Raw genomic sequence first — 20301 nt, forward strand, 5'->3', positions numbered from 1 at the left:
GTGGATCAGGCTAGGCACGTCCACTTTGTGGGCATAGGCGGATATGGCATGAGTGCCATTGCCCGCGTCTTGATCGACCTTGGATACAAGGTAACCGGCTCCGATGTAGCCATGAACGATTTGGCGAAGAAGCTGGAAGCAAGAGGGGCGGTCGTTCATATCGGCCATCATGCTGCCCACGTGGAGGGAGCAGACATCATCGTATACTCCACCAGCATTCCCAAAGACAATCCCGAAGTAGTTGCTGCTGAGGCAAAAGGGATTGTGGTCATGCATCGCTCGCAGATGCTCGCCCGCATTTTAAACGAACGGACAGGTGTGGCGGTAGCAGGAGCGCACGGCAAAACCACGACCACTTCTATGATTTCGCATGTAATGGAAGAGTGCGGAGTTGACCCGACCTTTATTATCGGCGGAGAGCTGATGAATGCTGGAACCAATGCAAAGGCAGGAACAAGTGATTATGTCATTGCAGAGGCAGATGAAAGCGACGGTTCATTCCTGGAATACAGACCGATGTATGAAATTGTAACCAGTATTGAACCGGATCATCTGGAGCATTTCGACGGTGATTTTAACAATTTGAAGCAGGCGTACGTAAAGTTTCTCAGTCATTTAAAGCCAGGAGGAAAAGCGGTCTTGTGCATCGATGATTCGCATGTGCGGGAAGTGCTTCCTTCGGTTATAGAGACAGTCATTACGTATTCGATTGATCCGGCGATCAGTGAGGGGGCGGACTTCCGTGCAGAAGAAATTCAGTGCGGCGACCGTTGCAGCACCTGCAAGATCTATCACAAGGATCAGCTGTTGGGAGAGTTGACACTCACTGTACCTGGCAATCACAATATCGCGAATGCACTTGCCGCGATTATCGTTTGCCTGGATACTGGCTTGTCATTTGAGCAGATTGCGGCTGCTTTGACTACCTTCCGCGGAGCGAAAAGACGCTTCCAGATTATTGGTGAAGCACGTGATATTCTGGTCGTGGATGACTACGCTCACCATCCGACAGAAATCATTGCGACGCTGAGCGGGGCAAGAGCTTCTGGAAGAAGAGTCATTGCTGTCTTCCAGCCTCAGCGTTATACTCGCACATTCTTCCTCATGGATGAGTTCAGCCGTGCTTTCGGGGAAGCGGATGAGGTGATTGTCACAGACATTTATTCACCTGCTGGGGAACCAAAGATTGAGGGAGTCACCTCTGAGGCATTGGTGGAAAAAATCCGGATCAATAGCCATCCGCGGGCCCAGTACATCCCGACAAAAGAGCAGATGCAGGAGCAGGTTTTCAAAGATTTGCAGCCTGGTGACCTCGTATTGACGATGGGGGCAGGAGATATTTGGAAATCGGCTTATTGGCTTGCAGAAAAGCTGGAAAAGTAAGCATACGTAGCATATGAAGACTTGGACCGTTTGGTTCAGGTCTTTTTTAAATAAAATTAGTACCAGATACTAATACTTGATGATATAATAAGGTCATTAAATACATGAGGTGATAATCGTATGGTGATGAATTCTACTCAAAATACAGCACGTATTACCGCAATTGGCACCTACGTTCCGACACGTATATTGACCAACAGTGATCTTGAGAAAATGGTAGATACCTCCGATGAATGGATTTTTCAGAGAACAGGGATTCGCGAGCGAAGAATGGCCGCAGATAACGAATTTACTAGCGATCTTGCAATCGCCGCTGTTGAAAAGCTGATCGAAACGTATCATAAAAGCGTAACCGATGTAGATATGATTCTCGTCGCCACAAGCACGCCTGATTATCCTTTCCCGAGCGTTGCTACCCAAATCCAGGCCCGCTTTGGAATCGAGCAGGCAGGGGCGATGGACTTATCAGCGACCTGCGCAGGGTTTACGTATGCCTTGCACGTTGCAAACACGATGATCTCCTCAGGCTTGCATCAAAAAGTATTGGTAGTGGCTGCAGAAACCCTGTCCAAAGTGACCGATTACACTGATCGTACGACATGCATCTTATTTGGAGACGGTGCCGGGGCTGTTTTGGTAGAAAGAGATGAGAAGGCCCCAGGCTTTCATTCCTTCTACTTAGGCTCAAAAGGAGACGGCGGAATTCATGTGTACCGCTCTGGAATGTCTGAAACGATGTTTGGGCGCGATCTGACGCCAACTGGCTGCATCGTCCAAAACGGCAGAGAAGTGTACAAATGGGCGGCTACCACGATTCCTAAAGGGATGGAGCAGGTGGTTACCCGAGCAGGTAAAAGCTTGGAGGATGTTGACTGGTTCATTCCTCACAGCGCCAACCTGCGAATGATTGAGTCCATTTGCGAGAAGAGCGATTACCCGATTGAAAAGACTCTTGTCAGCATGACGCACTACGGCAATACATCGGCTGCCAGCATCCCTTTGGCGCTTGATCTGGGGATTCAGCAGGGGAAGGTAAAATCAGGAGACACACTCCTTTTATACGGTTTTGGTGGCGGTCTCGTCCACGCAGGCCTGATGCTCACCTGGGATTTGGATGGAGAAAAATAAGAAGAAGCACCGACCTATGATGATTACGGGTCGGTGTTTTTTTGTGCCAGAAAAAAGCTGTACGCTCTCTCTTATGGAGGAGGTGTAGTAGTGTGATCGTACCCATAGCTTTTGGACAGTCTGATACCGGTCACGTCGTGTTGTACTTGTGTTTACTGGCGGTATGCTTGTATGTAGCTCGGACGGATATTTACGAGAGGAGAATTCCGAACCGTGCGCTTTTATTCGGGCTGATCTTAACGGTCATAGTGGCTTTCTTCTTTATCGAGGATTATTTCTGGTCCATGCACGCTTTATCCGGAATCGTTTTTTTCCTGGGGTTTGCCCTGCTCAGTTTCTGCTTGCCTTTTGCTATAGGGATGGGAGATGCCAAGCTGCTCGGTTTATTGGCCTTTGCGCTCGGCTTTCAGGAGTTCCTGTCTATGCTTACGATTACATGCGTGACAGCTTTCCTGACCGCTCTCTTTTTATCTCTTGCGAAAAAAGTCAGTGTGAGAGATACTCTTCCTTTTGCACCTTTTGTTGCTGTAGGAATGCTCTGGCAGCTGCTTTCTCTTGTGCTAGATTTTGTGTAATAGAATGACTAGGATGTGTCATAACCCGTCCAGAGGCAACGTAAGCTAGTACAAAGAGCCTGTTGCTGGGAGGGCATGAGTATGAGCGGAGAAAAACGAAATAATGTTACCGTTAAAATGAACGGGAAGTTTTGGGAAGAAAAACGCGAGGACAGCGCAGATAAGCAAATGCCAAAGAAAGAATTGCCGCCGCGCGTGCGAATTCAAGCACCTCCGATTTCCATTCCAGGTCCGACTCATGTGAAAAATGGAAGTGATGCTATGGATCGGATGAAGCAGCTGCGAGAGATGGGAGAGCGTGAGGCTCCAAGAGAGGCAGAGATGCCGGATTTCATCGAGCAGCACGAAGACAGCCACCAAGCGAGTCACCATGATTTTGAAGAGAAGAAGTTTGGAAAAACGAAGGTCAGTCAGCTCTTCTCCTATTTTCCGAAGGGACCAGTCTTACAGACGGTTTTGACTACTGGGGGAGCAATCGCTGTCGGGCTGTTGTTCGGCTTTTTGGTACTGACTGTTTTTACAAAGGAAGAGTTCTCAGAGTCTTATCGCACAGTGTTAGAGGATACAGTTCAGACGCTGTCGGCTGCAAGTCCAGCTACAGATAATCAGAAGCTCGCAGGTCCTGTTTTGCCCGGCGAAGCAGGTAGCGTAGTAGGAGGGGCGACTCCTGCCCCTTCTCCGTCAGCCGGTAACGCAAGTGAAATTCAGCTTCAATTGCCCCAGATCAATATGTTTGTAGCGCAAGCAGGCGTCTTTCAAAAGGATGCTGCTCCAGATACAGTCGCCCAGCCGCTCGACAAAATGGGCATACCTCATCTAGTGTACAAGGACAGTGCCAAGCAATACATGTTTGCTGCGGCCGCGCCTACAAGAGATGCTGTTCTCGGATTTGCGACCAGTCTGAAGAACAAAGGAATGGATGTTTACGTCAAAGAATTTGCCTTCCCGGCTTTTCAAGGCACGCTTCCAGTTGCCCAGACATCAGGAGCCGCACCAGATGTGAGTGGCTTTTTCAGCAAAGGAGTAAAGCTGATCCAAACCCTGTCATCCCACTCTGGACTGATCATTACCACAGGTCAGCTCTCCTCTTCACCCCAAGAGACAGCATCGCTCAAGGAACAGCATCGCCAATTCCTGGAATCAAGCCGATTGGTGCAGGTTCCTGAGGCCATGAAGCCGCAGTATACAGCAATGGTAAATGGCATCGATCAGGCGATGGCAGCCAGAGAAAAAATGGCCGAAGCGAGTGCAGGTAAAAAAGTAGAAAGCGCCGAATCCTATGCGTGGCAAGTGCAGGCGGGTGTACTTGAATATTTGGAGGGGTACACAGGTCTGTTCCAGCAGGCACAGAAAAAAGAATAGGTCACGCATTTGAGCACGAGACTTCCGCAATGTTTTCTTGCAGGAGGTCTTTTCTTTATATACAGTAACTACCAAGAGCAATCAGGGATTGTTTCACACTCCCCCATTTGCTAAACTTATTGATGGCAAAAAGAGAATCCCTTCTAGAAAGGGAGTTGGGGAAGCTATGGGAAAAGATACGCTTATACTGTTGTTATTGTTGGTCAGTGGACTCTTGTTCGGCAGCATTGTAGGGGAGATTTTGGGTCCCTGGGTCCCTTTTCTGGCCAAGAGCAAAATGATAACATGGTCACCTGCGGCAGATTTAGAAATTTTGAAGTACGACCTGAACTTTCAGGTAAAACTAAATCTAGCCAGTATCGGAGGGCTTGCCCTCGCATTTTGGATACATCGACGCATAAAGTAGGGTGAAAAATGACGGAAACAAAAGCATCTCTCATTCTAGCTTCATCCTCGCCTCGTCGCAGAGAGCTACTGCAAAATCTCGGTATTGCTTTTGAGATTTTGACCAGCGATGTGGATGAGACTACGGCACCAGAGCTTTCACCAGAAGATGTGGTGAAAGAGCTGTCTCTACGTAAGGCCGCGGCTATCTCTGATCGGTTGACGGAAGGGATTGTCTTGGGCTCTGATACCATTGTTGTCTTAAACGGACAAATTTTAGGGAAGCCAGTGGACGAGAGTGACGCATTCCGAATGCTGTCCATGCTGCAAGGTCAGGAACACACTGTTTACAGTGGCGTCGCGCTGATAGATGCTGCAACCAAGCGTTCGGAAGTATCGTTTAGCCATACCCAGGTAAAGATTCGTCCGCTTTCAAAAGTAGAGATTGAGTCTTACATTGCAACGAGGGAACCAATGGACAAAGCAGGTTCCTACGCTATTCAGGGTATTGGTGCTACGATCGTGGAAGGGATCAAAGGCGATTATTTTACAGTTGTCGGTCTTCCGCTATGTTTGACTGCCAATATGCTCTCTCGTTTTGGTATTGTGATTTTATAGTTGTCTAGCTTGGCTTCAAGTGGCAACGGCCATACTTCTAATGATAGCTCTCCATGCCAGCCGTTCCGATAAAAGTGAAAATGGCTGGAGGCGGTAGAAAAATGGCAACAAATACCTGTAACAAAATAACCGTGAAAAACGTCCCTTACTATGAACGTCCTCGGGAGCGGTTGCTTCGAGAAGGAGCAGACCATTTGTCTGATACAGAGCTTCTTGCCATTTTACTGCGGACAGGCAGGGAACAAGAGACTGCCTATGAGCTTGCTCAGAGGTTGTTAGTCAGATTTGGCGATTTGCGAGGGTTGGCTGATGCCTCCCATGCAGAGCTGACAGAGCTAAAGGGAATTGGTCCGGTCAAGGCGATAGAGCTGCATGCTGCGTTTGAATTAGGACGCAGATTAGTTGCCGTTCCTCGTCAAACTCGGGCTTCAATCCGACTACCGCGCGATGTGGCCGAACTGATGTCAACAGAGCTGGCTCATTTGACACAGGAGCATTTTGTGTGTCTCTTTCTCAATACCAAGAACCACGTGATTGGCAAGCAGACGATTTTTGTAGGCAGTCTGGACGCTTCCATCGTGCACCCTAGAGAAGTCTTCAAAGAAGCGATCCGTCGCAGCAGCGCATCAGTGATTTGCCTACATAACCATCCGAGTGGTGATCCCACGCCAAGCAGGGAAGACATCGCGATCACGCATACGCTGCGTGAAGCGGGTGAGTTGGTGGGAATCTCCTTGTTGGATCATGTGATCATAGGGGATGGCAAGTACGTCAGCTTAAAAGAGCAGGGGTACTTATAAAAGCTTGCAATTGTAAAATAGCGGAAGGAGTTTTTTTATGTTCGGAGGATTTACACGTGACTTGGGGATTGACCTAGGCACTGCCAATACATTGGTTTTTGTGAAAGGGAAGGGAATTGTTGTGCGAGAGCCGTCTGTTGTGGCGATTCGTACGAATAACAATTCAATTGAAGCGGTAGGAAACGCGGCGAAAAGCATGATTGGCCGTACGCCTGGAAACATCGTTGCTGTTCGACCGATGAAAGACGGTGTTATCGCCGACTTCGATACGACAGCAACAATGATGCGCTATTTCATTAATCAGGCGCAAAAAAACCAAGGCTTGTTCAGCCGTCGTCCTAATGTAATGGTATGCGTGCCATCTGGGATTACTGCTGTAGAAAAACGCGCCGTTGAAGACGCGACCAAGCAGGCAGGCGCCAAAGAAGCACATACGATCGAGGAGCCGTTTGCCGCAGCGATCGGAGCGGATTTGCCAGTTTGGGAGCCGACAGGAAGTATGGTTGTCGATATTGGTGGCGGTACGACTGAGGTTGCGATCATTTCCTTAGGCGGGATTGTTACATCCCGCTCCATTCGTGTGGGCGGAGATGAAATGGACGGGGCTATCATGCAATACATCAAGCGCCGCTACAATCTGATGATCGGGGAGCGCACGGCTGAAACACTGAAGCTGGAGATCGGTTCTGCGATTGCGCCAGAAGAAGCAGAGAATGTAGATATTCGCGGACGCGATCTGGTGTCAGGGCTGCCAAAAACCTTGTCGGTAAGCAGTACGGAAATTGCTGAGGCATTGGCTGAAACAGTGGCAGCCATTGTGGAAGCGGTGAAGGTAACTTTGGAGAAAAGTCCGCCGGAGCTTGCTGCAGATATTATGGATCGGGGTATCGTATTGACTGGCGGGGGAGCCCTTCTGCGTAATATGGATCGCTTGTTGGCCAAAGAAACGGGGATGCCTGTGCATGTAGCGGAGAATGCACTGGACTGTGTAGCCATCGGTACAGGGCGTGCACTGGATAACATTCATCTGTTCAAGTCGAAGCATGGGATCACCTCTTCCCGACAAAAACGGGGTAAATAAACGGAGGTCAGGGCATGTCGTTTTTCGGGAACAAGCGGCTTATTATCGTACTAGTTGGCCTGGTTTTGCTCATTTCAGTCGTAGGCTACACATCTCGAGAACGAGTCAATCTGACATGGCCAGAAATGTTTTTCAAAGATACCTTCAGCGTGGTGCAGGGCTTGTTTTATCGCCCTGCTCAGGCTGTTTCTGGCTTTTTTCAGGAAATTGACGATGCGTACAGCGTTTACGAGGAAAATAAAGCTCTCAAGGCCGGGCTTGATCAATATGCGCAAATGAGCGCAGAGTTGCATGATTTGAAAGCAGAGAATGAACGTCTCAGGAAAGAACTGGGTGCAAAGCAATCTCTCAAATCGTATAACCTTCGTTTTGCCGAAGTAGTAGCACGCAATCCAGATACGTGGAACAACGTAATCACCATTGACCAAGGCCTGAAGCACGGTATTAAAAAGGATATGGCCGTGATTACGGCAAAGGGAATGATTGGTCGCGTGCAGAGTGTCGCCAATTTCTCCGCAACAGTAGAATTGTTGACCAGCTACGAGAGACGTGATCACATCTCAGCAGATATCCAGGCAAAGCAAATGGTTAACGGTGTGGAAGTATACCAAAACATTAGCGGTGTCGTAGAGGAATATGACTCTAAGGAGCGCATGCTCGTCATGCGAAAAATTCCGTGGGGCCAGAAAATTGAAGCAAAGCAGCAAGTGATCACCTCGGGTCTTGGTGGAGTCGTTCCGCGCAATCTGCCGATCGGTTTCATCGTTCGCGTCGAGCCTGATGATTACGGCTTGACACAGACGGCGTACATCCAGCCGAGCGCCGATTTTTCACAATTGAACGAGGTTATGGTTGTGGAACGCAATTTTTCCATTTCAGCGAATGGTGAAGTCATTCCACAGCAGCCAGTAAACCAAACATCAGCACCTGGGGCAAATGGTAAAGCAGTACCGCCCGCTTCAACTGGGACAACAACGCCGGCAGCTGGGGGTGGACAGTAATGGCTCGCTTTTTGCTGACAGTGACTGTAGTGGTGCTGTTTGTCCTCGAAGGAACTGTTATGCCAGTCTTCTCGCCAGAGACATGGGGTCTGTCATGGACGACAGTACCCCGCTTTGCGCTTGTATGCTGCATTTTTATTTCGGCGTTTTTGGGACGAAGAGAAGGTCTTTACTACGGGCTTGCCTTTGGCTTTCTCCAAGACGTCCTGTTTGGTCAAGTCATTGGCATTTACATGATGTCCATGATGGTAGCCAGCTACTTTGCCGGGATGATCATGCTTTTGTTCCAGCGCGGGTTCGGGATGATGCTCGTGACAACCATCCTCATCCTGTTTGGCCACGAGTGGCTGCTGTACAGCCTGTTTCGCTTGTTTTCGGCTGCCCCTTATGACGTTCAATGGATTCTCACTAGACAAATCTTGCCGAGTGTGGTTTTCAATTTCGCGTTTGCCTTGATTATGTACGTTCCTATTATGAGGATGTGCAATAAAATTATGGCAAAACGAGATTTGCTCATGGAATAAGGGACCCGGAAAGGAGGGAGTAGCTCGTGGAAGAGGCCAAAGAACCGAAATCTCATATACCTGTGAGACTTAATATATTGTTCTTGATCGTATTTTTGTTCTTCGCCGCGATTATTTTACGACTTGCCTTTGTGCAGTTGGTAGAAGGAGAGCAATATCGGCACGAGCTGGAAAAGTTCAGCATTCGTGAGCTGCCCATTTCTGCTCCGCGCGGCCGAATTCTTGATAAAAATGGCGTCGTTCTCGTCTCCAACAAGCCTGTGTACACCGTTCAGTACGTCGAAGAACAGGGTAAAGATATTGATGAGGAAAAGGTAGCGGATCGATTAGCAAAAATATTAATTCCGGATATCACGAAATTCGGGACGGATAAAGAGCTTTTGAAAAAGACAATCGAGCTGCGCTCTACACTGCCAGTTGCATTTGACAGGGACGGAACGAGTAAACTCAAAGAACAGATCGCGGCCAAATTAAAAGCCGTTCCAAAGCAGGAAGATGTTGACAAGATGTCTGACTTCCAACTCGTGAAAACGGCTATGTATGTAGGACTGCGTGTACGGTCTCCGTTTGATGATCGTGAGCGCAATGATGTCATTAAAAAAATGACTACCCATTTAAAAGGAACAGGACAGCAGCTCCCGGATTTTAATAACATGTCCGATTTAGAGCTGTTGAAAAATGCAATCAGTGCCAATCTTGAAGTGAGCCTTACCTTGGATAAAGAAGATAGAACCGATTTGGCAAAAGAGGTAAAAGCACAAATCCGGTTGCTGCCGTCGCAGGCAGGACTCTCTGATAAATCGGATATGGATCTGTTGCGTTTAGTTAACTTATTCGGGATGGATATTAATTTGCCATTGAACGAAAAGCAACGCCAGTTCCAGTGGCACAAGCTTTCACTTCTACAGGAAATGCGCTCTCCTCAGTTGGCTAGCTATATCCCGCGTCGGGTTAAGGTGAATATAACACAAGCTGAGATGTTCCAAATCGAGGAAAGACGGACGGAGCTGCCGGGAATCAGTGTAGAGCTGGAACCGGTCCGGCAAATTTTCAACGACCCCGATGGTTCAGCATTTGGAACCCATTTCCTTGGCTATATCAACGCAATCAAGCCCGAAATTTTAAAGGAATATGTAGCACAGGGCTACAACGCGATTGACCGAATCGGGGTAACGGGATTGGAAAGCTCGTACGAACGATACTTGCGTGGCAAGGATGGAATCATGGATGTCCATGTCAACAAAAATTCCGAAACGGTTGAAAAGACTCTGCGCCGGGCGCCTGAGCCAGGTAATGATCTCGTGCTTGCATTAGACTGGCGTTTTCAAAGCAGGGTCGAAGCGATCTTAAAAGAGGAATTCGAAGCGTTTAAGAAAAAGCCGACCACGCCAAAAGAATTTAAAGATACCCATGTTCTCGTGATGAATCCTAATACGGGAGAAATTTTGGCGATGGCCAGCTACCCTGATTACGATTTGAATTTGTATTATGATCGCAAGAAATTCAACGAGAATTACTCGTCGTTGATCCTTCCAAACGAGGCAAACCGGTTCATTTATACACCGTATCCACCTGCTTCCACCTATAAGCCATTGTCCGTTATGATTGCTCTGCAGGAAGGCTTGACTACACCTAATGAAACGATCAATGACCGCGGTGGGTTGAAGATCGGACTTTCGACGTATAAACGGAACTGGAAGCCAGGAGGGCATGGGATTGTTAATGCTCGCCGTGCCCTACAGGTGTCAAACAATACGTATATGTATGAAATGGCGGTTCGTCTTTTGAGAAGAGGTGGCGACAATTGGATCAAACAGTTTTCCGTTCTAGATTACTACAACGCTCAGTTTGGTTTAGGAGTAAAAACAGGAGTTGACTTGCCAGGTGAAAGTACTGGCAGACCTAACCCTTACAATTATTACGGAAACCTTGCAGATGCCATGATCGGTCAATACGACCTGTTTACACCGATGCAGATCGGACAGTATGTGTCGACGATTGCCAACGGAGGCTACCGAATTCGTCCACATCTCGTAAAAGAGATTCGTCGTGGTACAACCGATCCGAAAAAGCCAGGTCAGACCCTTACGCTGATCGAACCTGAGGTGCTCAACCGCGTCGAGATCGATCCAAAGCACATCCAAGTGGTCAGAGAGGGTATGCGGATGGTTACGCAGCCAGGAGGTACCGTTTCCAGAGCGTTCACCGGGTTGCCTTTTGCAGTCGCTGCCAAGTCAGGTACGGCACAAACTGGACAAAAAGCAGAAAACGCCTTGGTCGTAGGCTTTGCTCCATATGAAAACCCGCAAGTCGTTTTCGTCGTTATTGCTCCAAACAGCTTGCGCGATGGAACGTCCAGCTCTGATGCAACTGGACCGATCGCACGCCGATTGCTGGAAGCGTACAACGAGTTGAACCCGGGAGTACTCACCCACGGAGTAGTTCCCCCGTCGTCTGAAACAACCCAACCATAATGGGCCCGATAGGAATTGACCCGATTCGGCAAATTTTTCATGTAGAGCAGGAAAAATCTTTCTATGTGGCGAAAGATATCGGTCGAGGTGAAACCGGTGACGACTGTGAAAAGCAAGGTCACAATCAAAGGAACGAAAGACGGTCTCGTCTTCTTTATGGACGATACTTGTTCCTTCGACGAACTGCTGGCCGACTTGCGTGAAAAAATAGAGCATAGCCACCAACAGATTTTGTCGGGGCCGCTGATTCGGGTATCGATTAAATTGGGAAAACGTTACTGCTCACCTGAGCATCAAGAGCAGTTGACTCAAATTATCCGGCAAAAGGGGAACCTCGTTATTCACACGATTGAAGCTGATGTGATTACACGGGAAGAAGCTTTTGCTGAACGTCTTAAAACCCATTTCTCTGTGCAGGTGAATACTGTTCGCTCTGGTCAAGTACTGGAGTTCGATGGTGATTTGCTCTTGCTAGGAGACGTCAATCCAGGCGGAACGATTCGCAGCACAGGAAATATATACGTGCTGGGCCATCTGCGAGGATATGCCCACGCTGGTATTTCTGGAGACAATCAAGTCATTATTGCCGCAGCAGTCATGAGTCCTACCCAATTGCGGATTGCCGATGTGATCAGCAAGCCAGGTGAAGAGTGGACGAACAATTCCGGAGGGACGGAGTTTGCCTATCTGGAAGGTGACACGATGCTGGTGGCAAAAATGAATTACTTGCCGCGAATTCGCCCCGAGCTGGGTGAAAAAAAGCATGAGGGTTGAGGGAAGAGGAGGAACGGACGTGGGGATTGGAATTGTCGTAACTTCAGGCAAAGGCGGCGTGGGAAAGACGACCACATCCGCAAATTTAGGAACTGCGCTTGCGTTATTAGGCCAAAAGGTATGCATGGTAGATACTGATATTGGACTACGAAATCTGGACGTTGTGATGGGATTGGAAAACCGGATCATTTACGATCTGGTTGATGTGGCAGAAGGAGCGTGTCGCCTTCCGCAAGCACTCATCAAGGACAAGCGATTTGAAAATCTGTCGCTTCTGCCTGCGGCCCAGACAAAAGACAAGTCTGCGGTAAGTCCCGAGCAAATGAATGAAATCGTGACGCAGCTAAAGCGCGAATTTGATTATGTGATTATTGACTGCCCAGCTGGAATCGAACAAGGCTTCCGTAATGCTGTGGCAGGAGCAGATCAGGCCATCGTCGTAACGACGCCGGAAAAGGCTGCCGTGCGCGACGCTGATCGAATTATAGGCCTTTTAGAGCGAGAAAAAGTAGGCATGCCGAAGCTTGTCATCAACCGGGTTCGCTCTCATATGGTGAAAAACGGAGATATGCTCGATGTCGAGGATATTTTGGATTTATTAGCCATTGACTTAATCGGAGTAGTGCCGGATGATGATCACGTGATTAAATCAGCCAATAATGGTGAGCCTGCTGTGATGAATCACGAATCTCGTGCTGCAATCGCTTATCGCAATGTTGCTCGCAGATTGCTAGGGGAAGCAGTTCCGCTGCAGCCTCTTCAGGAAAAAGCGGGTGTATTTCACAAGATGCGCAAATTCTTTGGATTAAAATAGGTAAGGCAGGGCTCCCTTCTGAAAAAGAGGGGAGTCACGTTTTCTAGGAGGAAAAGTATGGACCTGGAAAAACGTTATTTAAAGACGCTGGACTGGACCATTATTTTGATTTTGGCAGGGCTTGGCGTGTTCAGTTATTTGGGGATTTCCGGATCGGCTGCCGGAGTTGATAAGGCTCATCAGCAGGTAGTGTGGTATATCGTCGGGTTTATCGTACTTGGTGGTATGCTGATTTTTGATTATCGGTTGTACCACAACACCGCGTATATTTTGTACGCCTTTGGACTCATTTTGCTGATTGGTGTATTTGAAACAAAACCGATCAACAATACGACGAGCTGGTATGATCTCGGTCCCGTGCTGTTCCAACCCTCTGAGCCCATGAAGCTATTTACGATTTTGACGGTGGCTCGCTATATGGCGAAGCGAGCGGAAGATCCGGATCGATTTTACTATTTCTATAAATTGATTCCGGTGGCGGCGCTTGTAGGTGTGCCATTGCTCCTGATTTTGATCCAGCCTGACCTAGGTACAGCGATGGTGTTTACCGGGATGCTCGCTACGATGCTGATCATCGGGGGAATTCGACTACGGCATGCCCTGTACTTGTTTGCGATGGTCGGCAGCTTTTTTGGTGCGATGACGTTGATATACGAGTACAAGCAAGACTTGTTCTTTAAAATTATTAAGCCGTACCAGTGGGATCGTATCGTTTTTTGGATGGACCCGGATATGGATGCGATGGGGAAAGGCTTTCAGCTCAAGCAGGCGCTGATTGCGATTGGCTCGGGTCAGCTGTTCGGAAAAGGAATAGATACCCCAACACAAGCCAGCTTCGGCTGGGTGCCAGTCGGTGAAAGTGACTTCATTTTCACAGTCATTGCAGAGAAGCTCGGTTTTGTTGGTGCGGGACTCCTGATGATTTTGTTTTTCTTTTTGATATACCGGATGATTCGAATCGCCATGGAAGCCAAAGATCCATTCGGCTCCTATGTTGTTGCCGGAGTTGTGGGGATGCTTACCTTCCAAGTTTTTGAAAACATCGGAATGACAATCCAGCTGATGCCGATCACGGGTATTCCACTTCCGTTCATCAGTTATGGGGGTAGCTCACTTGTTACCAACTTTATGATTATGGGTGTTGTCCTCAATATCGGCATGCGCAAAGACAAGCTGCGCTTCGACTAAATGCGTGACAAAAGGAAAATCGTATGATAAAATCATCCTAAGTTAACCATTTTTACAAGTTATAGTGATTTGATGGATTGGTTATGGAGTCGTACGGATGTGAGAGACGTCACCATTTGTCAATCGCAATTCGTATGGCTTTTTTTCCTTGACGCAAAAGGCTTATCTGTAAAAAAGAGGTTAACGCTACACTCTTTCGCCTTGTGGGGCGTAATGTTCAGGGAGGTTTTGTTTCATGCAACAAGGTATCGTAAAATGGTTTAATGCAGAAAAAGGATACGGTTTCATCCAAGTTGAGGGTGGAGACGACGTATTCGTACATTACAGCGCGATCCAGACAGAAGGTTTCAAATCTCTGGACGAAGGCCAAAAGGTTGAGTTCGAAATCGTTCAAGGAAGCCGTGGACCACAAGCTGCTAGCGTAACTAAACTGTAAAATTCGACTGATTCGAAGGCAGTCTCTCAATGGAGAGACTGTCTTTTTTGCGTATTTGCGCATTATACGTTGTCCGCAGGGAATCATGCGCAAGTACGTAAGGGACGTCATAAAGCAGGTAGACAAGTCATAGGATAGTACAAAGCTTGGCCTGCGGAGGGATGTTACATGTTCGGTGAAGTAGATCGGGTAAAAGAAAGACGGCGGGAGAGATTGGAACGAATCCGTACGCAGTCACGTGACAGTTTTTCACCCTTTGTAGATGATTGGAAAGATCCTATCGAGCCAACACCAGACCCCTTTGGCTTTCCGCTTCGAGATGACGATTCGATGAACCAGCGGCCTTCTCATGAAAAATGGGGCTTGCAAATACTGGCATCTGTGATTTTGATCGGAATGGCGTATCTATTGTTTCAAACGACATTGATTCCGGCTACATGGAAAAAACAGGCGCGCGAAGTGATGACGCGTGATTTTAATTTTGCAGGTGTGGCAGACTGGTATGAAGCCAAATTTGGTACGATGCCTACACTATTGCCTTCGATAACAGGACCAAATGCAGTACCGGCTGCGGGTACAGGCAAAAAAGAAGCCGTCTGGAAGCTGCCGACCAGCTGGAAGGTAGTCAAAGCGTTTGAAGCGAAGAGTGCCAAAGTCGTTCTGGATACGGGAATGACAGATAAAGTGACCATCGGCGAAATGGGATGGGTAGCTTTTGTCGGGGAGCAGCCAGGCTTTGGTACCACTGTTGTTGTCCGCTTGACGGAGGGGCGCGAGGTCTGGTTCGGCAATTTGGATGAAGTCAAGGTAACCAAAGACGAGGTTCTGCAGCCAGGCCAAGAACTGGGTACGGCACGTTCTGTGAACAATACCTCCAGGCACTTGTACCTGGGAGTCAAAGCGGACGAACAGTTTGTGAATCCTCTGGAAGTGATCCCCTTTGAATAGGGGAGGATGGCTTGGGATAAAAGTTCGGGTACACTTGCTCTTTTGGGCGGTGATCGGCCTGTCCGTAGTGACAGGCCATTTTTTAGAGGTCATTACTTTATTTGCAATCGTGCTGATTCATGAAATCGGTCATGTGGCAATGGCGAGGGAATTGGGCTGGACCGTGACGGAAGTACAGCTCCTGCCGTTTGGCGGTGTCGCTACTATGGAAGACGCTTATGCAACGGATCCGCTTGATGAGATTGTCGTGGCGCTGGCAGGGCCGTTTTTAAATGTCGTGATGATGGGTGTTTCCTATTTATTTTGGTACGGGGAGCTGTGGACTGAGGAGTGGGCGCGCTTTTTTCTGGTCAGCAATGCCACGATCGCCTTGTTTAATTTGCTGCCAATTTGGCCCCTGGATGGAGGGCGCATTCTGCAAGCGATTTTTTGCTGGTTATTGCCTTACCGAAAAGCTGCGCTTCTCTCATTGACGAGTAGTACCCTGCTTGCCGGGATTATGGTTGGCTTTTCGGGGCTGGATATGAGGGTGAACCTGCTCGTCATCGGTGTATATTTGCTCGCGGTAAATATTCAAACGTTTTTGCGCTTTCCATATCAGTTTTTCCGGTTTTTGATGGAAAAGTATGTGCGAGAGCCTAATGAGCATGCTGTACAAGCACTGACTGTTGCCCCTCATGAAACTGTATTGACAGTCGCTCATAAGCTGCACAGAGGGTCCTCGCACTTATTTTACGTTCAGGGTGCGGGCTTGTTGCCCGAGGAAAAGCTTTTACACGCGCTGCTTTTTGAACAGAAGCATGATGCAAAGGTCGAAACTCTACTCTAAAGACGTGTGCCAGTGGAGGGGTTCCATTCCATCAACCAGCAATCCCGCATGCTTCCTTCATGCCATTCGTGCTGAGGAAGCTGTTTTATTTTGACAAAGCCGCATTTTTCGTAGCAGCGTAGTGCACGCTCGTTCCATGCCTGTGGATCCATGACGACCTTTTGCACGCCAATCACGTTTGCGAGAAATTCAAGCATTGCTTGCACGAGCGAAGTCCCAATTCCGCGGTTCCAGTAATCGGGCTCACCGATGAACTGATCCATGCCATAGATGTTAGCCGCTTCGTCGTAGCCGTACTTGGTTTTGTAGTCAGAATCTAGCGCATAGTACTGCACGTAGCCAATTGGTTTTGCACCAAACAGGATCAGACAAGGTGTAATAGCATCGTCATGATAAAAATGCTTCTGTACGAGAGCGTCATCGTGGGGGCGATCACGTCCTTCATAGTACTGCAACACTCGCTCATCGGACAACCACTTGACCAGATAGGTAGCATCCTCTTGCCGCAGCTCGCGAATCAGTAATTCCCCTGCTTGTATCATCGCAATCACTCCTCATGTTATGCTTCGTCTTTTCTTTTCCAGGTGCCTATGTTAGATTACATCCTATGAGTCCGATAGTCCTTTTTGTCGGGCAAATTTTTGTACGGGAGTATAGGGAGTGACAGTAGTGAGACAGATTGCAATCAGTGGTACGGGAGGAAAGGTGCGCGCTGCCTTTCTGGAGGGAGGTCGGCTGAGGGAGTGGCGTACAGCGCATGAGGGCTCAGAAGTCGTTGCAGGCGAGCTTTTTGTCGGACGCGTTGCGGATGTTAAGCCAGGAATTCAGTCCGCCTTTGTGGATATTGGAGCTGAAAAAAACGCGTACCTGTATGTCGATGACGCGCTGCCAAGAGACGGGATGCAAGCGCAAAAGCAAGCGATCAATGAGCGAATTCACGTCGGAGAAACAATTTTAGTGCAGGTGAGTAAAGAAGGATCTGAGCTGAAAGCACCCAAGCTCTCGATGCGAGTTAGCCTGCAGGGCCGATTTCTGGTCTTTCTGCCAAAAGAAGAGGGAATTTCTGTTTCTCGTAAAATCGGCGACAAAGAAAAGCGCCAAAGCCTTGAGCAGACTCTAGCACCGTTGCTCGAAAAAGGCGAGGGCATTATTGCTCGGACAGAGGCGGCAGAAGCAAGCCAGCAACAGCTGATTGATGAGCTTACTTACTTGCGAAAAAACTGGCAAGAGATTTTGCAGCAAGCCGCTGGAATGAAAGGACCGGGGCGTGTGAGTCGCTCGGGAGAATGGCTGGAAAAAATCGTGCAGGATTTTTCTTCGCGTGGCTTCGATGAGGTGATTGTTGAGCACGCGCCGACGTATCAGCAGGTCAAAGCGGTTATGACTGTTTTTGCTTCCGATCGGCTGCAAGCAGTGCACTGGCATCAGGGGAAGCAGCCGTTATTTGAGCAGCTTGGCGTCGAGGCAGGTGTAGAGCGCGCGCTGCAACGCCAAGTCTTTTTGAAAAGCGGCGGACATCTGGTTATCGACAGAACAGAAGCCATGACTGTCATTGATGTAAATACGGGCTCATTCACTGGCGGAGGCGGGCAGCAGCGAGAGCAAGCAGTCACCGCGACGAATCTGGAGGCTGCGGAAGAAATAGCCTATCAACTGCGACTTCGAGATATCGGAGGAATCATTTTGATCGATTTCATTGATATGAAGGAGCATGCAAACAAGGAGCGACTCTTAGCTGTGTTAAAGCGTGAGCTCGCACGTGACGATGTTCCGTCGACAGTGCTTGGCATGACGGCTCTAGGTTTGGTAGAGATGACGCGCAAAAGGGTTCGGCCTAGTCTCGTAGAACGAATGACGGAGCCGTGTGCTGCCTGCGGGGGTCACGGTCGTGTACAGTCGATTGAGGAAATGTATCTGAGGCTGCAAAATGAAGTGACAGCTCTGAAACGCGGACAGGAAGCAGAGGCGCTGCTGGTGCAATTGCCGACCCGTTTGTATCAGCGGATCACAGCAGGGCAGCGGGAGCAAGACGGAAGCGATTGGAGCACTGGCATATACAAGCTGCACGAGCCATTGCTAAAACCAGATGAATATCGGATTATGTACGTCGGCAGTGAAAAAGAAGCGGAGCGCCTTTATGAAAAGCATAAGCAAATGTCTTGACTGGGCGATTGATACTATGATAATCTAATGGTTGTCATGCAGCTATGCCTCGTGCATACTGTAACCGCACGAACCAGGTCATAAGCCGTCATCCTTTGACGCACCTGTGTAGGCGAGTCTGAGTATAGGAGGTGCACACAGTGTACGCAATTATCGAAACCGGTGGAAAGCAATACAAAGTTGAAGAGGGAGCAGTTCTCTTCATCGAGAAATTGGCTGACGTTGAAGGTGAAGTAGTTACTTTTGACAAGGTTCTTCTCGTGAGCAAAGACGGTTCAGTTACAGCAGGTACTCCTACTGTAGCTGGTGCAACGGTAACTGGGAAAGTAGAAAAACACGGTAAAGCTGCAAAAATTATCGTGTACAAATACAAATCCAAGAAAAACTACCGTCGCAAGCAAGGTCACCGTCAACCATTCACTAAAGTAGTGATCGAAAAGATCAACGCTTAATTGGTGACTTGTTATGATTGAAGTGATCGTGAACCGTGCCTCGCACGGGATCCATGAAATTAGTATTTCCGGACATGCCAATGCGGGTGCCTATGGGGCGGACATCGTTTGTTCTGCCGTATCTGGCATCAGCTTTGGTATATTAAACGCCATTGGACCTTTGACGGGCATCACTCCTGATGTCTCTGTCGCACAAGAAGGCGGTGGATTCTTGAAATGGAATCTTTCTTCTTCGGAGGATGAGGCCATACTAGAGAAACAGCAGCTTTTGGCGGAGAGCATGATTATTGCTCTTTTGTCGGTTGAGGCGCAGTACGGTAAATACGTAAAAGTGAAAGATGATAAATGGCAAGGAGGTGTCTGATATGAATATGCTGTTTAATTTGGACCTTCAGTTTTTCGCTTCGAAAAAAGGGGTAGGTTCCACAAAGAACGGTCGCGACTCCATTTCCAAACGTCTGGGTGTGAAGCGTGGTGATGGTCAATTCGTTACTGCTGGTAACATCCTCGTTCGCCAACGCGGAACAAAGATTTATCCAGGAGCTAACGTAATGAAAGGCGGAGACGATACTCTGTTTGCAACTGCAGACGGCGTTGTTCGTTTCAAACGTCTGGGCCGTGATCGCAAGCAAGTTGTGATCGAGCCAGTAGCTTCCGAAGCATAAATATCTGGAAAGAAAAAACCCAGCTACTTAGCTGGGTTTTCTTTTTGCCTGCTTTTTTTTGTGATACAATAGGTAGGAAAGAAATTCTTATCGACTTGGGTGAATGAGATGGGGTACGAGCGGAGACTGTTTACACAGCAGACTGACCAGCTGCTGGATGTTTTGAACAGGCAGCGGCATGACTGGTTGAACCACGTTCAGGTTCTGCTCGGCTATTTGCATTTGAACCGTACTGAACAGGGAGAAGCACATTTAAAACGCATCGCACAGATGGCCATGCAGGAGTCCATGGTGGCTCGTCTGAATAGCTCCCTATTGTCCGTCTTCTTCTTGACATTTAATGCACTGAACAAGGACATGCTTTTAGAAGTAGACGTGTGCAACCATGTGGATCTCACGCGAATAGCTTTGGACGAAAAGCATTTGTTTCAGTTAGTGTCAGAGATATTATGCACAGCGAACGATCACGTAGACCAAAGCGGGTACGAGCCTGCGAACATGCAAGTAACTTTATCTACTGGCGAGAGTGGCGTTCATTTTCGTTTTGACCTGGCCGGAGGGCTTTGTGCATCCGGATTGGAAGAATTGGAAAAACTGATACGTAAAAGCGAACAAAGTACGGTGGAGGTCACCGAGTGGATACATACGGAGAAAGAATGGGTCCTAGATTTGGTGGTTCCATTCGCGTAAAGGAAAGAAGGT

General features: G+C 48.3%; 23 protein-coding genes and 1 other annotated feature. Of the genes, 22 read left to right on the top strand and 1 reads right to left on the bottom strand.

All coding sequences use genetic code 11. The features are described from left to right. The 17 genes from murC to C3B52_RS20545 all read left to right on the top strand — a co-directional run bounded on the left by murC (window position 1) and on the right by C3B52_RS20545 (window position 16319). A complete protein-coding gene (gene murC, locus C3B52_RS20465; RefSeq protein ID WP_103108260.1) occupies window positions 1-1383 on the top strand; it encodes a UDP-N-acetylmuramate--L-alanine ligase in 1383 nt (460 codons plus the stop codon). Window positions 1384-1509: 126 nt separating this feature from the next. Further along, complete coding sequence (locus tag C3B52_RS20470; protein WP_373419739.1) at window positions 1510-2511, top strand: ketoacyl-ACP synthase III; 1002 nt, start codon at window positions 1510-1512, stop codon at window positions 2509-2511. 92 nt (window positions 2512-2603) lie between these two features. Continuing rightward, on the top strand, window positions 2604-3086 hold the full coding sequence (locus C3B52_RS20475) for a prepilin peptidase (protein WP_164684840.1): 483 nt from the start codon (window positions 2604-2606) through the stop codon (window positions 3084-3086). Window positions 3087-3167: 81 nt separating this feature from the next. Then, a complete protein-coding gene (locus C3B52_RS20480) occupies window positions 3168-4448 on the top strand; it encodes a hypothetical protein (RefSeq protein ID WP_103108263.1) in 1281 nt (426 codons plus the stop codon). 166 nt (window positions 4449-4614) lie between these two features. Beyond that, window positions 4615-4854 carry a DUF4321 domain-containing protein gene (locus C3B52_RS20485; protein ID WP_103108325.1) on the top strand — a complete coding sequence of 80 codons (240 nt, stop codon included), beginning with the start codon at window positions 4615-4617 and terminating at the stop codon, window positions 4852-4854. Window positions 4855-4862: 8 nt separating this feature from the next. After that, window positions 4863-5450, top strand: a complete 588-nt coding sequence (locus C3B52_RS20490; RefSeq protein ID WP_103108264.1) for a Maf family protein — start codon at window positions 4863-4865, stop codon at window positions 5448-5450. A 101-nt stretch (window positions 5451-5551) separates the two neighbouring features. Continuing rightward, on the top strand, window positions 5552-6250 hold the full coding sequence (radC, locus tag C3B52_RS20495) for a RadC family protein (RefSeq protein WP_103108265.1): 699 nt from the start codon (window positions 5552-5554) through the stop codon (window positions 6248-6250). 37 nt (window positions 6251-6287) lie between these two features. After that, entirely contained in the window at window positions 6288-7331 is a 1044-nt protein-coding gene (locus C3B52_RS20500) for a rod shape-determining protein (protein ID WP_103108266.1), read from the top strand. Between the two features lie 14 nt (window positions 7332-7345). Further along, complete coding sequence (gene mreC, locus C3B52_RS20505) at window positions 7346-8332, top strand: rod shape-determining protein MreC (RefSeq protein ID WP_103108267.1); 987 nt, start codon at window positions 7346-7348, stop codon at window positions 8330-8332. Beyond that, window positions 8332-8856, top strand: coding sequence for a rod shape-determining protein MreD (mreD, locus tag C3B52_RS20510; RefSeq protein WP_103108268.1), 525 nt, complete (start codon window positions 8332-8334; stop codon window positions 8854-8856). The genes mreC and mreD overlap by 1 nt, the downstream gene beginning before the upstream one ends. Window positions 8857-8882: 26 nt before the next feature. Then, window positions 8883-11330, top strand: a complete 2448-nt coding sequence (locus C3B52_RS20515) for a peptidoglycan D,D-transpeptidase FtsI family protein (protein ID WP_103108269.1) — start codon at window positions 8883-8885, stop codon at window positions 11328-11330. A 96-nt stretch (window positions 11331-11426) separates the two neighbouring features. After that, window positions 11427-12104: a septum site-determining protein MinC gene (gene minC, locus C3B52_RS20520; protein WP_103108326.1), complete on the top strand. Its 678-nt coding sequence runs from the start codon at window positions 11427-11429 to the stop codon at window positions 12102-12104. A gap of 19 nt (window positions 12105-12123) precedes the next feature. Then, entirely contained in the window at window positions 12124-12918 is a 795-nt protein-coding gene (gene minD / locus C3B52_RS20525) for a septum site-determining protein MinD (RefSeq protein ID WP_103108270.1), read from the top strand. A gap of 57 nt (window positions 12919-12975) precedes the next feature. Then, window positions 12976-14106: a rod shape-determining protein RodA gene (gene rodA, locus C3B52_RS20530; RefSeq protein ID WP_103108271.1), complete on the top strand. Its 1131-nt coding sequence runs from the start codon at window positions 12976-12978 to the stop codon at window positions 14104-14106. 235 nt (window positions 14107-14341) lie between these two features. Further along, window positions 14342-14542, top strand: a complete 201-nt coding sequence (locus C3B52_RS20535; RefSeq protein ID WP_103108272.1) for a cold-shock protein — start codon at window positions 14342-14344, stop codon at window positions 14540-14542. Window positions 14543-14710: 168 nt separating this feature from the next. Beyond that, window positions 14711-15490: a M23 family metallopeptidase gene (locus tag C3B52_RS20540; protein ID WP_103108273.1), complete on the top strand. Its 780-nt coding sequence runs from the start codon at window positions 14711-14713 to the stop codon at window positions 15488-15490. Beyond that, window positions 15483-16319, top strand: a complete 837-nt coding sequence (locus C3B52_RS20545; protein WP_103108274.1) for a M50 family metallopeptidase — start codon at window positions 15483-15485, stop codon at window positions 16317-16319. Before C3B52_RS20540 ends, C3B52_RS20545 begins: the two co-directional genes overlap by 8 nt. On the opposite strand, the gene C3B52_RS20550 is transcribed toward C3B52_RS20545, so the two are convergent. Continuing rightward, window positions 16316-16861, bottom strand: coding sequence for a GNAT family N-acetyltransferase (locus C3B52_RS20550; protein WP_201264921.1), 546 nt, complete (start codon window positions 16859-16861; stop codon window positions 16316-16318). The two genes, C3B52_RS20545 and C3B52_RS20550, sit on opposite strands and share 4 nt — an antisense overlap. Before the next feature lie 118 nt (window positions 16862-16979). Here C3B52_RS20550 and C3B52_RS20555 point away from each other — a divergent pair, with 118 nt between their 5' ends. The 5 genes from C3B52_RS20555 to C3B52_RS20575 all read left to right on the top strand — a co-directional run bounded on the left by C3B52_RS20555 (window position 16980) and on the right by C3B52_RS20575 (window position 20289). Next, window positions 16980-18482, top strand: coding sequence for an Rne/Rng family ribonuclease (locus tag C3B52_RS20555; protein ID WP_235615793.1), 1503 nt, complete (start codon window positions 16980-16982; stop codon window positions 18480-18482). A gap of 52 nt (window positions 18483-18534) precedes the next feature. Continuing rightward, window positions 18535-18612: a sequence feature (ribosomal protein L21 leader region), on the top strand. Window positions 18613-18622: 10 nt separating this feature from the next. Further along, a complete protein-coding gene (rplU, locus tag C3B52_RS20560) occupies window positions 18623-18934 on the top strand; it encodes a 50S ribosomal protein L21 (RefSeq protein ID WP_103108275.1) in 312 nt (103 codons plus the stop codon). A gap of 13 nt (window positions 18935-18947) precedes the next feature. After that, the gene (locus tag C3B52_RS20565; protein ID WP_103108276.1) at window positions 18948-19298 is read left to right on the top strand and encodes a ribosomal-processing cysteine protease Prp; all 351 of its coding nucleotides are present in this window, start codon (window positions 18948-18950) and stop codon (window positions 19296-19298) included. Window positions 19299-19305: 7 nt separating this feature from the next. After that, window positions 19306-19599 carry a 50S ribosomal protein L27 gene (gene rpmA / locus C3B52_RS20570; RefSeq protein ID WP_005832382.1) on the top strand — a complete coding sequence of 98 codons (294 nt, stop codon included), beginning with the start codon at window positions 19306-19308 and terminating at the stop codon, window positions 19597-19599. 108 nt (window positions 19600-19707) lie between these two features. Further along, the gene (locus tag C3B52_RS20575) at window positions 19708-20289 is read left to right on the top strand and encodes a Spo0B C-terminal domain-containing protein (protein WP_049737922.1); all 582 of its coding nucleotides are present in this window, start codon (window positions 19708-19710) and stop codon (window positions 20287-20289) included. Window positions 20290-20301: the final 12 nt, after the last annotated feature.

The organism is Brevibacillus reuszeri, assembly GCF_002897295.1.
Lineage (GTDB): Bacteria > Bacillota > Bacilli > Brevibacillales > Brevibacillaceae > Brevibacillus > Brevibacillus reuszeri_A.